This window comes from Haloarcula sp. H-hyl2, from assembly GCF_056934385.1.
Genome location: NZ_JBRIIJ010000002.1, coordinates 807,526 through 822,585, shown reverse-complemented (window position 1 = coordinate 822,585; position 15,060 = coordinate 807,526). Strand labels below are relative to the sequence as shown.

17 protein-coding genes are annotated in these 15,060 nt (G+C 68.0%); 9 read left to right on the top strand and 8 right to left on the bottom strand.

All coding sequences use genetic code 11. The features are described 5' to 3' along the window. Window positions 1-23: 23 nt before the first annotated feature. The gene (locus Hhyl2_RS14080) at window positions 24-1,541 is read right to left on the bottom strand and encodes an extracellular solute-binding protein (RefSeq protein WP_483551401.1); all 1,518 of its coding nucleotides are present in this window, start codon (window positions 1,539-1,541) and stop codon (window positions 24-26) included. A gap of 87 nt (window positions 1,542-1,628) precedes the next feature. On the opposite strand from Hhyl2_RS14080, the gene Hhyl2_RS14075 reads away from it, so the two are divergent. The 4 genes from Hhyl2_RS14075 (at window position 1,629) to Hhyl2_RS14060 (ending at window position 3,867) form a co-directional block, all read left to right on the top strand. Then, window positions 1,629-2,348 carry a ThuA domain-containing protein gene (locus Hhyl2_RS14075; protein ID WP_483551400.1) on the top strand — a complete coding sequence of 240 codons (720 nt, stop codon included), beginning with the start codon at window positions 1,629-1,631 and terminating at the stop codon, window positions 2,346-2,348. Window positions 2,349-2,498: 150 nt separating this feature from the next. Further along, on the top strand, window positions 2,499-2,687 hold the full coding sequence (locus tag Hhyl2_RS14070) for a DUF5786 family protein (RefSeq protein WP_483551399.1): 189 nt from the start codon (window positions 2,499-2,501) through the stop codon (window positions 2,685-2,687). Continuing rightward, window positions 2,684-3,235 (top strand): endonuclease dU, encoded by a 552-nt coding sequence (locus tag Hhyl2_RS14065; protein ID WP_483551398.1) that lies wholly within the window; start codon window positions 2,684-2,686, stop codon window positions 3,233-3,235. Before Hhyl2_RS14070 ends, Hhyl2_RS14065 begins: the two co-directional genes overlap by 4 nt. 44 nt (window positions 3,236-3,279) lie before the next feature. Next, window positions 3,280-3,867 (top strand): uracil-DNA glycosylase, encoded by a 588-nt coding sequence (locus Hhyl2_RS14060; protein ID WP_483551397.1) that lies wholly within the window; start codon window positions 3,280-3,282, stop codon window positions 3,865-3,867. Here the strand turns inward: Hhyl2_RS14060 and Hhyl2_RS14055 are convergent. The 3 genes from Hhyl2_RS14055 to phnD are packed head-to-tail and all read right to left on the bottom strand — an operon-like array spanning window position 3,864 to window position 6,769. After that, complete coding sequence (locus Hhyl2_RS14055) at window positions 3,864-4,856, bottom strand: PhnE/PtxC family ABC transporter permease (protein ID WP_483551396.1); 993 nt, start codon at window positions 4,854-4,856, stop codon at window positions 3,864-3,866. The two genes, Hhyl2_RS14060 and Hhyl2_RS14055, sit on opposite strands and share 4 nt — an antisense overlap. After that, complete coding sequence (gene phnC, locus Hhyl2_RS14050) at window positions 4,853-5,659, bottom strand: phosphonate ABC transporter ATP-binding protein (RefSeq protein WP_483551395.1); 807 nt, start codon at window positions 5,657-5,659, stop codon at window positions 4,853-4,855. Before phnC ends, Hhyl2_RS14055 begins: the two co-directional genes overlap by 4 nt. Before the next feature lie 39 nt (window positions 5,660-5,698). Continuing rightward, complete coding sequence (phnD, locus tag Hhyl2_RS14045) at window positions 5,699-6,769, bottom strand: phosphate/phosphite/phosphonate ABC transporter substrate-binding protein (RefSeq protein WP_483551394.1); 1,071 nt, start codon at window positions 6,767-6,769, stop codon at window positions 5,699-5,701. A gap of 238 nt (window positions 6,770-7,007) precedes the next feature. Here phnD and Hhyl2_RS14040 point away from each other — a divergent pair, with 238 nt between their 5' ends. Continuing rightward, the gene (locus Hhyl2_RS14040; RefSeq protein WP_483551393.1) at window positions 7,008-7,811 is read left to right on the top strand and encodes an inositol monophosphatase family protein; all 804 of its coding nucleotides are present in this window, start codon (window positions 7,008-7,010) and stop codon (window positions 7,809-7,811) included. A 49-nt stretch (window positions 7,812-7,860) separates the two neighbouring features. Beyond that, a complete protein-coding gene (gene hisH / locus Hhyl2_RS14035; RefSeq protein ID WP_483551392.1) occupies window positions 7,861-8,511 on the top strand; it encodes an imidazole glycerol phosphate synthase subunit HisH in 651 nt (216 codons plus the stop codon). A gap of 292 nt (window positions 8,512-8,803) precedes the next feature. Here hisH and Hhyl2_RS14030 read toward each other — a convergent pair whose 3' ends face one another. Continuing rightward, a complete protein-coding gene (locus Hhyl2_RS14030) occupies window positions 8,804-9,151 on the bottom strand; it encodes a hypothetical protein (protein ID WP_483551391.1) in 348 nt (115 codons plus the stop codon). A gap of 81 nt (window positions 9,152-9,232) precedes the next feature. On the opposite strand from Hhyl2_RS14030, the gene Hhyl2_RS14025 reads away from it, so the two are divergent. After that, window positions 9,233-10,894: a histidine kinase N-terminal 7TM domain-containing protein gene (locus Hhyl2_RS14025; protein ID WP_483551390.1), complete on the top strand. Its 1,662-nt coding sequence runs from the start codon at window positions 9,233-9,235 to the stop codon at window positions 10,892-10,894. A gap of 52 nt (window positions 10,895-10,946) precedes the next feature. Then, window positions 10,947-12,050: a tRNA (guanine(26)-N(2))-dimethyltransferase gene (locus Hhyl2_RS14020; protein WP_483551389.1), complete on the top strand. Its 1,104-nt coding sequence runs from the start codon at window positions 10,947-10,949 to the stop codon at window positions 12,048-12,050. Window positions 12,051-12,086: 36 nt separating this feature from the next. On the opposite strand, the gene Hhyl2_RS14015 is transcribed toward Hhyl2_RS14020, so the two are convergent. After that, window positions 12,087-12,497, bottom strand: a complete 411-nt coding sequence (locus Hhyl2_RS14015) for a hypothetical protein (protein WP_483551388.1) — start codon at window positions 12,495-12,497, stop codon at window positions 12,087-12,089. A 53-nt stretch (window positions 12,498-12,550) separates the two neighbouring features. On the opposite strand from Hhyl2_RS14015, the gene Hhyl2_RS14010 reads away from it, so the two are divergent. Beyond that, window positions 12,551-14,026, top strand: coding sequence for an MATE family efflux transporter (locus Hhyl2_RS14010; protein WP_483551387.1), 1,476 nt, complete (start codon window positions 12,551-12,553; stop codon window positions 14,024-14,026). Between the two features lie 24 nt (window positions 14,027-14,050). Here the strand turns inward: Hhyl2_RS14010 and Hhyl2_RS14005 are convergent, their stop codons facing one another. Both Hhyl2_RS14005 and Hhyl2_RS14000 read right to left on the bottom strand, forming a co-directional pair. Continuing rightward, a complete protein-coding gene (locus tag Hhyl2_RS14005; protein WP_483551386.1) occupies window positions 14,051-14,452 on the bottom strand; it encodes a hypothetical protein in 402 nt (133 codons plus the stop codon). Between the two features lie 107 nt (window positions 14,453-14,559). Beyond that, a complete protein-coding gene (locus tag Hhyl2_RS14000; protein ID WP_483551385.1) occupies window positions 14,560-14,958 on the bottom strand; it encodes a winged helix-turn-helix transcriptional regulator in 399 nt (132 codons plus the stop codon). Window positions 14,959-15,060 lie beyond the last annotated feature (102 nt).

The following is a 15,060-nucleotide window of genomic DNA, read 5'->3' as shown; positions in this document are numbered from 1 at the left end:
CGCGACGCGCTTGAGTGTCGTGGTCAGGCCTCCGCTTCGATCTCGTCGAGCGTCTCGGCCAGATCCTCCATCGCTGCCGCGGGGGACTGCTCCCCGGCGACGGCGGCGTTCGCCCGTTCGGCGATGGGTCCGGTCTGGTCGCGCCAGACCCGTGTCGCCGGCTGTGGTATCGCGTTCTCGGCGGCCACGCGCAACGTCGGGAGATACCGGTCGGAAACGGCCCCCAGGTCGTCGTCCCACAGCGACAGGGCCGGCGGGAAGGCGTCGACGAAGTCGGCGTAGAACCGCAGGAACGCTGGCTCCGTCGTCGCCTCGAGGACCGCACCGACAGCGTCGGACCGCTCGCTGTGGCGGTTGGCGATCACCACGAATCCCCCCAGCGCCGCGGTCGTCCCGCCGGTACCGGGTGCCGTCGCCTCGCTGGATGTGCGAGCGTACGGGATCGGCATCGCCCCCAGATCCTCGCCGAGCGAGCCCTCGGGACCGCCCATCCGGCGGAGCGCGTAGGGCCAGTTCCGGTGGGCGACGACGCGCCCGGCAGCGACGGGCTCACGCGAGGGTTCCTCAGTCCAGTCGAGTATCTCGCGGGGCGCGATATCGGCGGCGTACGCCGAGAAGCCCTCGCCGGACGATCCCTCGACGAACCGCCGCATCATCCCCAGGCTCCGGACGACCGGCCGTTCGTCGACGGTGACCGGCCGCTCGCCGACGGGGCCGAAGAGGTGCTCGCGCCCGCCGAAGTACGCGCCGCCCCAGGAGGAGAGCACCTCGTGGAACGAACAGCACGCGGTCCCGATGTAGTGGTCCCACTGGGTCGTGAAGCCGTAGTCCACGCCCGCGTGGTCCTGGACGTCCGCGACGATCTGTGACCATTCGGCCCACGGCATCACTGTCGTCGCCCAGTCGTCGGTTCCGGGACTGTAGCCGGCGGCCTCGGCGAGGTCCCGACGGTACAGCATCGTCGGCAGGTCGACGAACAGCGGGAGGCCATAGCGGGCACTGCCGTCGACCGCGCTCCCGGCCCTGACGATAGGGCCCAGGTACCGGTCGGCCGCGCGGGCGACTGTGTCGGGTGCCAGTTCAGAGACCGGCCGGAGATAGCCGAGATCGCGCAATACCGGGAGGATGCGGTAGTCGACGGTGAACAGGTCCGGCCGGGACTCGCCGGCGGCGAGACGCTGCTGGATCTGTGAGAGACGGGTCACCGTCTCGTAGCTGGGCTCGGTGATCCGGACCGTGACGTCCGCCGGGAGCTCCCCCTGCTCGTGGAGCGCGTCCCGTATCGCGGCTGGCTGCCCGTCGTCGAGATGGCCCGCCACGTTCCAGACGACCGTCCGGTCGTCGGGGGTCGCGGTCCCGACGGTCGTGCCGGTCGGCGTCGACTGGGGCGTGTCGATCGATGTCGACTGGGGCGCGTCGGTCGGCGTCGACCGGTCCCCACTCCCGAGGCCGAACCGGCCACAGCCGGCGGTCGCTGCACCCAGTGCCGCGACGAACGTCCGGCGGTCGACGCCGGTTCGGGAGGGCGAATCGTCGCACATCGGCCGCTATCTTCCGCCGCCATGTCAATAAGTCTCGTGGCCTGCCCGATGCGAGCAGTTTTGCCCCGCCGCACACACAGTCGGCGTATGGTATCCGTCACTGTCTGGAACGAATTCGTCCACGAACAGGAGGACGACGAGGTCGCCGAAGTGTACCCCGACGGCATCCACACGACCATCGCCGACGCGCTGGCCGAACGGGGCCACGAGACACGAACGGCGACGTTGCAGGAGCCCGAACACGGCCTCACCGAGGCCGTCCTCGACGAGACCGAGGTGCTGACGTGGTGGGGCCACGCCGCCCACGACGAGGTCGACGACGAGATCGTCGAACGGGTCGCCGCCCGCGTCCAGGACGGGATGGGACTGCTCGTCCTGCACTCCGCACACGCCTCGAAGCCGTTCAAGCGCCTGCTCGGGACGCCCTGTGACCTGACCTGGCGGGAGGCCGGCGAGCGCGAACGGTGCTGGGTCGTCGACCCCGGCCACCCCATCACCGACGGGCTGGACGACTCCATCGTCATCGAGGAGGCCGAGATGTACGGCGAACCCTTCGGTGTCCCAGCGCCGGATCGACTGGTCTTTACCTCCTGGTTCGAGGGCGGCGAGGTGTTCCGTAGCGGCTGTTGCTACCGCCGCGGGCGAGGCCGGCTCTTCTACTTCCGGCCGGGCCACGAGACCTACCCCATCTACCACCGCGACGACATCCAGCGCGTGCTCGCGAACGCCGTCGAGTGGGCCGCACCGACCGAGGGCGCCGACGCCCACGCCGGCAACCGGAACGTCGAGCCACGCGAGTCGCTCTGAGTCGGTCGAACCGCCGGATGGCGACGACGTGTCCTTCGACACTGGTCGAAATGGTACGACAGACGCGCCCACGCGCGCGCTGACGGGAATCGCTGACACTGAGCTCGGCGAGTGATTTATTGGTGGGAATAGCGTAGGTGTACACGTACCATGGGGTTCGGGAGCTACGACGAATCAGAACAAGACAACCAGGAGTACGACACAGACTTCGACGACGAGGACGGACTCGATACGGAGGACAACACCCACGAGGGTGACGTCGAGTACGAGTTCACCGCGTCGAACGACGAACTACTAGACCGTCTCAAGGACATCAAGGAGACCGAGAAGAACACGTGAAATCGGGGGTCCGAGCCCTCGGGGTCGCGGAGTCGTACCGGGAATCGACCAGTTATCTCGCAGGGGCTGTCGTCCGCGCCAGCCGGGTCGCGGACGGGTTCGTTTTCGGAACGTGTACCGTCGGGGGGAGCGACGCGACCGCGACGATCTGTGCGATGGTCGAGCGACTCGCTCGGGCGGACGTCCGCTACCTCCTCGTGGCCGGCATCGCACCGGCGTGGTTCAACATCCTCGACCTCCAGCGGCTCCACGAGCGGACCGGGCTGCCCACCGTCTCGATCACGTTCGAAGCGTCACCCGGACTGGAGACCGCAATCCGCGAGGCCTTCGACGACCCCGACGTGGTCGCGGACCGCCTGGCGACGTATCGCGCCCAGCCCGACCGCCGGCCGGTCACGGTCAACGATCAGACGGTGTACGCCCGTAGTGTCGGCTGCCCCGCCCACGAGGCCGACGACGTCGTGCGGGCGTTCACGCCCGAGGGTGGCCGTCCGGAACCGCTCCGGGTCGCCAGGCTGGCGGCGCGGGCCCTCGTCGATGCCGACTGACGCGGACCGCTGCCCTTGATACCGGCCGGGCGCCAACGCCCGGTATGGAACAGATGGACGGACTCGACGTCGTCGCCTGCGAACGCTGTCCGGAACTGTGCGAGTCGCGCTCGCGCATCGTCAACGGCGTCGGCCCGGCGGACGCGGATCTCCTGTTCGTCGGCGAGGCCCCCGGCGCCAACGAGGACGAACAGGGCGAACCGTTCGTCGGCCGCAGCGGCGACGTGTTAGACGAGACGCTGCGCGAGGTCGGCCTCGACCGGGCCGACGTGCGCATCACCAACTGCGTGCGCTGTCGCCCGCCGGACAACCGCGACCCCCGCGTCGAGGAGCGGGAGAACTGCCGGGAGTTCCTGGAACACGAGATCGACGCCATCACCCCCGAGGTCGTCGTCACGCTGGGGAAGGTGCCCGCAGAGCACCTCCTCCAGCGCGACGTCGCGGTCACGAGCGAGGCCGGCGACGTTTTCGACGTGCCGATCGAGGGGGCGCCACAGCGTGTACTCGTCTGTGTCCACCCGGCAGCGACGCTGTACGATCCGAGTCAGAAAGAGACGTTCGCGTCGACACTGGAGAAAGCCGCCGAGTTCACGGACGGCGAGAGCGGGCAGAAGCGGTTAGGGGAGTTCTAGTTCTTCTCGGTCCGGCCGACCCACTTCTCGGCGTTCAGCAGATCTCGCAGTCCCTCGACGAAGCCCTTGCTCTCGTGTTCGCCGGGGCGCAGACGCGCCCGAATCCGCGAGGAGAGCAGTTCGATCGAGAGGACGACGATGAAGACCATGACGATGCCCGCGGCGGTGTTCTGGAACTGCAGGAGGTCCTGCTGGTTCCGGATGTACAGGCCCAGACCGCCGGCGCCGACGACACCCAGCGAGATGGCGATGCGGGTGTTGATCTCCAGGATGTACAGTGTCCAGGCGATGAAGGAGCGAGACACCTGGCTCAACATTCCGAAGCCGACGGTCTGGGTACGCGAGGCGCCGGTCGACTCGATGGCCTCGATGGGACCCTCCTCGACCTCCTCGAGTTCGTCGGTGAACAGGCGGCCGAGGTTGCCGATGGTGTCGGTGGCGATCGCCAGCACGGCGGTCGCCTGACTCGGCGGACCGAAGGGGATAAAGAGGAAGATCCAGACGATAGCGGGGATGGCGCGGATGGCGCTCATCGTCCCGCGGAAGATGAAGTTGAACGGGAACGGCGTCACCTGCTCGCTGCCCAGCACGCCGAACAGGAGCGCGGGCAGGAAGCCCAGCACCGTTCCGAGGAAGCCCAGCAGCAGCGTCACGATACTGGCTTTCACGAGCGTCAGCCGCGGCGAGCCGAGGCTCTCGACGATACTGCCGGGGTTGGTGAGGCTCGCGGCGACAGCCTGCAGTCCGGTGATACCGTTGTTCTTCGTGAACAGCGTCAGCGCCTCGAAGTTCGGCGGGAAGAACGCGAAGATGAACTCGATGAAGCCGGGTACACCACGGGCGATCTCGTCGAGGTCGAACTCGACGAATCCCAGCCCGAAGTACGTCACCGCGACGATCCCCAGGACGAGCGCGAGCGTCGAGCCCTGCTTGATGCGCCGCGAACGCCGCAGGGAGTTGAGCTGTGCCGTGATCGGTTCGGTGCTCACGCGGACTCACCCCCCTCGACGGCAGAGCGGGTCGCGCCGGTCCCGGTCGGGTCGTCGCTCTCGTCGGCGAGTTCGCCGGAGGCGTCCTCGCCGTAGTAGATCTCGTCGACGACGTCCATCGTCAGATCCTCGCGGGAGCCCTGGAAGACGACCTCGCCGTCCCGGACACCGAGGAACGTGTCACCGAACTCGCGGGCGATGTTGACCTGGTGGAGGCTCGTGATGGCCGTCAGATCCCGCTCGCTGGCGGCCTGTTTCATGTAGTCCATGACGTTCCGGGCGGCCTTCGGGTCGAGGCTGGCGACCGGTTCGTCCGCCAACAGGAGGTTGGGCTGCTGGACCAGCGCGCGGGCGATCCCGACGCGCTGTTTCTGGCCACCGCTCATCGATCCGGCGCGCTGGCCGGACTCGTGGAGCAGCCCCACCGTATCCAGCGCCTCCAGGGCCGTGCGTTTGTCAGCGTCACTGTGCCAGGTGAGGAAGCTCCGGAGGAGCCCGTTGCGCGAGAGGGCGCCAGTCAGGGCGTTCTGGAAGGCACTCATGCTCTCGATGAGGTAGTGCTCCTGGAACACCATCCCGACGTCCTCGCGTGCGCTCGTGGCCAGCTGGCCGTTGATCGTGACCTCCCCCTCGGTCGGTCGCGTCAGCCCGTTCAGCACGCGCAGGAACGTCGACTTCCCCGCACCGGACGGGCCGAGCAGGATGACGAACTCACCCTCCTCGATCTCGATGTCGACGTCCTTGAGGGCGACCGTGTCCTCGCCGTAGATCTTCGTCACGTCGTCGAAGGTAACTGCGGGCATGATTCTGTTGAGAGATCCGTGGGTGTTAAACCGTGATGATTAGCCGCTGAAGAAGTCCGCGCCGACACCCAGCGTCTCGGCCTTGTCGATCACGATCTGGTAGTCGTCGATGGTCGCCTCGCGGACCTTGCTGAACCAGAGGTCGTCGTCGGTGCCGTCCTCGCCATCGGCCCCGTCGAACGTCTTCGCGGGTGCTTCGAGGAACGCCTGCTTGATCGCGTTCTTGGCGTTGTCGTCGAGCGCACTGCTGACGACGATGGGGGCCCGCGGAAGCCCGGTGTCCTCGTGGAGGGTCGTCGCGTTGCTCTGCCACTCCTCGGGCGTCGGACCCGTCTTGGTGTCACGGACGAACCCGCCCATCGCCGCGGCGTCGACCTGGCCCTTGACCAGCAGGGTGTACGACTGGACGTGGCCGCCGGCGAAGACCGGTTCGAAGCCGGCCTGCGAGCCGTTGCCTTCGGGGAGGTTGCCGACGTCGACGCCGGCCTCTTTCATCGCTGCCGTCGGGAAGAGGAACCCGCTGGTCGACAGCGGGTCGCTGAAGGCGACGCGCTTGCCCGAGAGGTCCGACAGACCGCTGATCGAACTGTCGTTGGGCGTCGCGATGATGCTCTTGTAGGTCCAGCCGCCGTAGCCAAAGCGCTGGACGATAACCTCGGAGTTGCCGGTCTGGTGGCCGACCGCGGCCGCGAACGGCCCGGTCTCGGCGAGGTTGGCCGTCCCCTGGCCCAGGGCCTGGATGACGGCGCTGTAGTTGCTCCCGACGTTCATCTTCGCGTCGAGCGCCGCCGGAACGTCGTAGTTCCCGGAGATGTACTGCTCCAGATAGTCCCGGAGGGGGGCGTACTGGACGTAGAGGTCCTCCTGGGGGACGCTCGGCGAGAGGTTGAAGTTGAGTTCCTCGTTGCCGCCGAACGTGACCTCGGGCCCAGAGGGCGTGCTCGTGGCCGTGTCGGTACTCGAACTCTCGCCGTCGGAGGAGCCATCCGAGGAGCTCCCGTCGCTGCTGCCGGACCCGCCGTCGCCCGAACTGTCACCCGAACAGCCGGCGATGACGCCAGCCGCCCCGATCGCCCCGATACCTTTCAGGAAGTTTCTCCGCTTTCGCATAGGCAACGCTACAAATTAGCGCTAATAAAACGTTCATATGTTTTTTATATATAAGTATGTAAATTCGAGTGGATATATATAGTCAGTATCTTCCAATTTTTCGTGCACGTCACGTCGGATTAACACTCTGCCACTGATCCCGTCCGAAGATTTACAATCTCAGTACCGTGAGCGGTGCCATCAGGGGGAAATGTCACTGGACCGCCAGCGTTAATCGGCGACGCGCCGGAACCCGGATATGGATCTGGGAGAGCGTGCTGTGGTCGCCCGCGAGGCGGCCCACGCCGGGGGAGAGGTAGCGGCCGACCTGTTCCGGGAGTCCCTGCCCGTCGAGACGAAAGACGGGAAGACGGACGTGGTGACACGGGCCGACCGGGAGACACAGGCGACCGTCGTCGAGCGAATCCACGAGTCGTTCCCGGACGAGACCGTCGTCGGCGAGGAGGACGGTGCCGATCGGGCGGTCCCCGAGGACGGCGTCGCGTGGATAGTCGACCCCATCGACGGGACGAACAACTTCGTCCGCGGGAACCGGCGCTGGACCACGAGCGTCGCCGTCGTCGAGAGCGGGACGCCGCTGGCTGCCGTCAACGTCCTGCCGGCACTCGGGGACACCTACGTCGGGACGCCCGACGGCGTCACCCGCAACGGGGACCCGGTCGCGGTCAGCGACCGGACCGACCCGGAGACGTTCATGGTCGTCCCGACCGTCTGGTGGGGGTTCGACCGCCGCGCGGAGTATGCCGCGGCCGCGACCGGGATCATCGACCGCTTCGGTGACCTCCGGCGGGCCGGGTCGGCACAGAGCGTCCTCTCGCTGTGTGCGGCCGGCGGCGTCGAGGGGGTCGTGACGAACATCGCGGTCAACCCCTGGGACTCCATCGCCGGCGCGGCCATGGTCGAGTGGGCCGGCGGCACCGTCACCGACCTCGACGGCGACCCCTGGCGCCACGACAGCGTCGGCCTCGTCGCCTCGAACGGCCGTGCACACGAGACAGTGCTCGATGCCGCTCAAGACATCGCTGCCGCGGCCGACCGGTAGTGCTGCCCGAACAGGAACGCACTTACCGGGGGTGGGCCTACCGGTTCGTATGAGTGTCAGACAGACCGCCGCGGAGGTGGTGGTCGTCGACTACGGACTGGGGAACCTCCGGAGTGTCACCCGCGGCCTCGAACGGGCGGGCGCGGACGTGACCCTCACCGAGGACCCCGCGTCGTTCGACGCCGCCGACGGCATCGTCCTCCCCGGCGTCGGTGCGTTCTCCGAGGGGATGGACAACGCCGGTCCGTTCCGCGAATCGCTCGTCGAACAGGCCGACGCAGGCAAGCCGCTCTTCGGTATCTGCCTCGGGATGCAGATGCTCCTGACCACCAGCGAGGAGGCCGACCACGCAGGCGAGGGCGACGTCGAGGGCCTGGACCTGATCCCCGGCAAGAACGTCCGCTTCAGCCGCGACCAGACGGTCCCCCACATGGGCTGGAACCAACTGGACGTCCAGCGCGACCACCCGCTCGTCGACGGAGTCGACGGGGAGTACGCCTACTTCGTCCACTCCTACTACGCGGTCCCCGACGACGAGGACGCCGTCGTCGCCACGACCGACTACGGCACCGACTTCGCCTCGATCGTCGCCAACGAGGCCGGCAACGTCTTCGGGACCCAGTTCCACCCCGAGAAGTCCGGCGAGACCGGGCTCCAGATCCTCCGGAACTTCGTCGACTACTGCGCCGAACAGCGGTAGGCGGTTGCTGTTTCTGTTGTCCTGTTGTGTTGCTACTGTCGCGGTTGCTGTGGACGTTCTGCTGTCGCTGTGCTGCCGTCGCGGTGGCCGGGAGCGAATGCCGCGACGGCAGTCGCGGCCGAGCGAGGACGGGGAAGGGCAGGCCTGCCTGAGAGCATACGGCGAGCGGAGCGAGCCGTTTCACTTCACGCGACCGTAGGGAGCGTGAAGGGTGTTTTTCCCCAAGTTTTTGCGCGGGGGTTGAGGCGAGCGCGGCGCGCTCGCCGAACCCCCCGCGTAAAAAGTGGGTCCCTTAGAGGAAATCCCGAACGTCCGAGTACCACATGTCGTGGTCGTCGACGGCGTCGATGGCCTCGGCGATGCGGACCGCCAGGGCGTGCCAGCACAGTTGCTCGGGGTCGTCGGGATCGAGGTTGTACTCGGCGTCGGCACAGGTACAGCCGTCGTCCTCGACGATGTACTCGTCCTGGTGGCCGACGACGACGACGAAGTCCCGGTAGCGTTTCACGCGGCTCTCGCCGACGGCTTCGATGGCCTGCTGGCCGCGGTCGCCGTGGGCAGCGACGATACGGGACACTATCTCGGGGGAGAGTTCGCCCGCAGCGTCGAGGTCGGCCACCCAGTCGTCGACCGCTGTCACATGCCGGCTACGGCGAGGCGTGACAAAACAGCGTCGCCTGACGGGCGGAAAGGTCAACAGGGTACAGTCCAAGGGTGGGGCATGGTCGCCGATCTCCCCTGGCCAGCAGTCGGGGCACTCGCTTCGGGGGTCGGCTCGCTGTATCTGCTCGCACAGCTACGCATCTACTGGGAGCGGCCGGGCGCGAAGTGGTTCGTCGCCACCATCGCCACCATCACGGCCTGGTGTGGCAGCTACGGAGTCGCGCTACTGGTCGGGCCGCCGATCCGGCTGGCAGCGGAGGTCTTCTCGTGGATCTGTGCGGGCTGGATCGGCTTCTTCTTCCTCTCGTTCGCGCTGGGCTACACGGGCCGGACGAGCATCCTCACGAGCAGGTGGTACCGGGGCGTCGCCGTCGTCCCGGTAGCGACGTCGGTGCTTGCGGTCGCGAACACGCAGGTCCCGCTGCTGTGGGGTGGCTACGAGACCGTCCGCGTGTGGGGGGTGACCGGCGCCGAGTACGCGTTCCTGCCACTGGGGTACGTCGCGGTCATCGGGATGATGCTGTTCGTCAGCGTCGGGACGGTGTTGCTGTTCGATACGGTCGTGAGCTACGGGCCGCTGTATCGGCGGGAGGCGCTGGCGGTCGGCGCGAGTCCGATTCCGCCGGGGATCGGTGCGTTGCTGTGGGCGCTCGGGCTCGGGCCGGCGGTGAACCTGACGACGGTCCTGTTCCTCCCCCATCTCGTGCTCGACGCGTACGCGTTCGTCCGAGGCGGGATGTTCGAGTTCCACCCGGCGACCCGGCGGGTGGGCGAACGGGCGGCCATCGACGACATCGCCACGCCGGTTGCCATCGTCGACGTCGACGGGCGCATCGTCACGCTCAACCCGGCCGCAGAGGACACCTTCAGTGTCGAGACGGCAGCGGTCCTGACGCGGCCACTGGACGAGGTGCTGGAGGGCGACACCGTCACCGTCGACGGCGAGGGCGGGCGACTCGGTGTCGAGACCGGAACCCAGCGCCGCGAGTTCAAAACCCAGCAGACCGAGTTGCACGACGACGCCGGGACCCACCTCGGCTACACGGTCGTCTTCCAGGACATCACCGACGAGATCCGGCGCGAGCGGCGGCTGGAGGTGCTCAACCGCTTTCTGCGGCACAACGTCCGCAACGAGAGTGTCGTCATCAGAGGCCGGGCGGAACTGCTGGCGGCCGACCTGGACGGCGAGCAGGCGACCCACGCCGAGACCATCGAGTCGGCGGTCGGCCGACTCGTCGAGTCCGGCGAGAAGGCCCGGACGCTGTCTGAGGTCTCGACCACCGGCGAGGGGTTCGAAGACGTCGACGTCGCCGCCTTCCTCACCGACGTGGTCGAGGGACTGGACCCGGCGTACGACGGCCGGGTGACGGTCGCGGTCGACGAGGGGGTGGCGCTACGGACCCAGCCCGTGTTGCTGGAGGTCCTCGTCCGAAACCTCGTCGAGAATGCCATCGAGCACACCGACGATCCGGACGTGCGGGTGGCGGCCACGACCGAGGACGGCGCGGTCGTGCTGTCGGTCGCCGACGACGGGCCGGGGGTCCCCGAGCACGAACTGGCGGTGCTTGACAACGGCCGGGAGACCGACCTGGACCACGGCAGCGGCATCGGTCTGTGGCTGGTGCGGTGGGTGGCGACGACGCTGGGCGCCGAACTCGGCTTCACGGCCGAGTCGGGTACCACCGTCACGGTCCGGTTCCCGCCGGAGACGGCTGCCTGACTGGGCCACGGCGTGTCGAATCCCTTAACGCGTTCGGCGGGTATCGTCGGGTATGCGCGTCAGCGAGGGGCAGGTGACAGTGACGGTGCCCGAACAGGCCGACGCCGGGAAGGGCGAGAACGTCTTCTTCAACCCCGTCCAGGAGCTCAATCGGGACCTGACGGTGGCGACCCTGCGGGCCTACCGGGAGCGCGAGGAGCGCGCCGAGTCGTATCTGGACGCCACCGCGGCGAGCGGGGTTCGCGGGGTGCGGGCCGCCGCCGACGGGTGGGAGACGACACTGTGTGATATCGACGACGAGGCCGTCACCCTCTGCGAGGAGAACCTCGAACGAAACGACCTGGCGGCGTCGGTCCGGCAGGCCGACGCCAGCGTCCTCATGCACACCGACACCTTCGACGTCGTCGACATCGACCCGTTCGGGACGCCGATGCCCTTCGCCGACGCGGCCATCAAGGGCACCCGGAACCTGCTCTGTGTGACTGCGACCGACACCGCGCCGCTGTGTGGCGCCCACTTCGAGAGCGGCGTCCGGACCTACAGCACCGTCCCGCGCAACACCGAGTACCACGCCGAGATGGGGCTGCGGGTCCTGCTGTCGGCGATGGTCCGGACCGCCGCCCGCTACGACGTGGCCGCCCGGCCCATCCTGAGCCACGCGACGCGCCACTACGCCCGGACCTACCTGGCGTTCGACCGCGGCGCGAAAGTCGCCAACGACTGCATCGACGAACTGGGCCACGTCCACCACTGCCAGCAGTGTCTCTGGCGCGACCACGCCCGCGGGCTGATCGCCGACCCACCCGCGGAGTGTCCGGAGTGTGGCGAGCACCTCCAGACGGCCGGCCCCATCTGGCTGGGCCGGACCTGCGACCCCGCGTTCACCCAGTCCGTCGCCGACTACGTCAGCGACGACATGGGGACCGCCGACGAGGCTCGCGAACTACTGGCGACGCTGGCGACGGAACTGGACACCCCGACCCACTACGACCAGCATCGCCTCTGCAAGCGCTGGGGTCGTGGCGCGGACGCGATGGACGAGTTCCTCGCGACGCTGCGCGAGGCGGGCTACGAGGCGACCCGGACCCACTTCGGCGGAACGACGTTCAAGACCGACGCCGACGTGGCCCAGATGCGCAAGGCTGTCGAGGCGTAGTCGGCTCGCTGTTTCGTCGTCGTGAAGCGACCTGCCTCAGCGACTGCCGACCCCGCCGACGGCGGCGAGTTTCCGAGCAATATCGTAGCCCAGGAGGTACAGCGGCCGCAGGAAGTAGTTGGCCATCCCAGCCAGTCCGAGGAGACCGCCGATGGCCTGGACCTCGCCGGGCGTCGCCGAGAGCCTGACCAGCAGTGAGACGGCCGCGACCGGTGGTGCCAGCCAGAGCCACCGGAGGATCATGTCGACGTCGACGCCGACGACACGACCCACGAGGTCGTCCGGGCGTGTGAGAAAGAGCCCGGCGCCCAGAACCGCAAGCCCGGCGACCAGGAAGAGGGACGCACCGACACCGAGGAGGCTCACCCCGACGAGCAGCAATCCGGCGACGAGCAGGACGATCGTCACCTGGAGCGTGCCGTCCCGGATGGCCACTGGGGACATCATATCCGTCCGGAGGGTGGGATCGCGTATAAAAACTGCTACCCACGGGACGGTTCGTGACGCCTTTCACCGTCGGCGCCGAACCACGGACGGTGTCTGGCTCCCGCTACAATCCCGTCCGCGGTGTCCTCCTGCTCGTCGGGCGCCTGCTGGCGCGGGCCGGCCTCGTCGAGCGTGACCGTATCGCACGGGCGACGGCGCTCTCCTGGCCCCGTATCGTCACCGGCCTGGCTCGGATGTCGAAATCGACCGCCGACGTGGCGATGGTCGGGCTGGCTATCGGTCCCACCGCCATCGCCGGCGTGGGCTACGCGACGCCGTTCTGGGGACTGTCGTTCGCCCTGGGTGGCGGTGTCGCCGGCGCGACCATCAGCATGGTCTCCCAACGGTACGGCGCCGACGCTCGCGAGGAACTCGGGCTCTCGGTGACAACCAGCGCCGTCGTCGTGGTGGCGATCACCGTCCCGGTTGCGGCACTGTACTGGGTCGTCCCCGGGCCGCTGGTCGACCTCGTCGGCTCCGGCCCGCGGGCCGTCGCCTACGGCGAGTCGTACCTCGGTATCGTCGCGCTCGGGGTCCCCTTCGCCGGGCTGAACCTCGTCGGCAGCCGCACCCTCGTGGGTGCCGACGACGCCTGGTCGGCGATGGTCGTCCGGGCCGGCGGGGCCGTCGTCAACGTCGCGCTCAACGCCGTGCTCATCTTCGGACTGGGGATGGGCGTCGTCGGTGCGGCCGTCGGGACCGTCGTCGCGAACGTCCTGGTCACCGCCGCGCTGGTCGTTGGGCTAGCCCGCGGCGAGCTCCCGGGCGTTTCCTTCCCGGTGCGGATTCCCATCGCGCGACCGTTCCTCGACCGCACGCTGGCCCGTGACCTCGTCGAGATGGGTGCGCCGCTGGTCGGGACGAACCTCGCCCGGACGGGCGCGCAGTTCCCGCGGCTGTTCATCGTCGGACTGTTCGGTCCGAACGTCGTCTCGGCGTACGTCGTCGCACTCCGGGTCCGGGCGCTGCTGGACACGCCGAACTGGGGGCTGAGTCTGGCCTCCAGCAGCCTGGTCGGGCAGGCCCTGGGTGAGGACGACGAACGCGACGCGACCGCGTGGGCGCGGACGGTCCTGCGCCTGGGTATCGGCGTCTACGTCGTCGTGGCCGTGGCACTGGCGCCGTTCTCGCGGCAGATCGGCCGGCTGTTCGTCGAGGACGCCACGCTGTTGCCGCTGGTGACCGTCTTCGTCGCCGTCGCGTGTGTGAGCGTGGTCTTCCGCGGCGTCGACGGCGGCGCGACCGGACCGCTCCGAGCCAGTGGTGACACCCGCTGGCCGCTGTACTCGCAACTGGCGGGGATGTACCTCTTCGCACTCCCGGTCGCGTATCTGGGCATCCTCGTGCCGGCGATCGGCGTCACCGCACTCTACGCCTCCCTGCTCGTCGAGACGGCCGTTCCAGCGGCGATCACCTACTACCGGTTCCGCTCGGGGACCTGGCGGGTCGTGAGCCGGTCTTACCGGCCGGACGCGGCGCTGGACGACTGAGGAGACAGCAAAAGAGACGGGGAGTTACTCCAGTTTCTGTTCGGCGGCCGAGACGGAGTGAGCGGTCTTGCCGTCGTAGCCGGCCTTCCGCGAGCGGCGCTGGAACGCGTTCTCGGTGACAGTGCTGGTCTCCTCGGCGACGACGCGGACGACGTCGCCGACGCCCATCTCCTTCAGTTCGATCTGTGCCTCCTGGATGGGCTTTGCCGCCTCGGGCGAGGGTGGGGTGAACGTCGAGATGTCGTTGACGATGGCGAAGCCCTCGCGGAGTTGCTCGGCCGCGTCGATGGTCTCCTCGGCGGCGACGTCCATCTCCTCGGCGGTGAGCGTCCCGCTGAACTCCAGGTACAGCGTGTTCGCGGCGACGTCGGGTCGGATCTCGTAGCTCGCGTCCGGTTTCGCGCCGGACTTGGATGTGACGGACATTGTACTTCGGACGTGAACGTCGCGCGTGCTGGAAGTAGTACCTAACTGGTAAGGCCCCAGAACACACCGCTGTCGAGAGATCATCCAGAGTCCGTCGAAGCCCGGCGTCAGAGGTCGTACTCGATGGCCCAGTGGTGGAGGTGGGCGAACACCGGAAACAGCGACTCGGCCTTCTCGGTCGGTGTGTACTCCACGCGTGGCGGGATCTCGTCGTAGGCCGTCCGGTCGAGTAGGCCGGCCGCAGTGAGATCCGAAAGGCGCGCCGACAGCGTGTTCGGCACGATATCGAGTCGGTCCTCCAGATCGCTGAACCGGAGCGGTCCCTCCGCGAACGCGAACGCCGACAGCACCGCCATCGCGTGGGCCTTCCCCAGGAGGTCCAGCAGGTCCGCCACCGTCGTCTGGATACGTTCCTGTTCGGCGTCCTCGAACGACTCCCGCAACGCGATGGCCTGCTCGCGGGACAGGCCGGCACTCAGATCGGGAATCTCGGGTGGATCGGTCATGCCCATCCCTTCGCTCTCAGCAGACTTGTACTCTCGTATCTTCGGCCCAGAATCGCTGTAGCACCCAATACTTCGAAGCTACGAAGTTGCAAGTATAAGCTC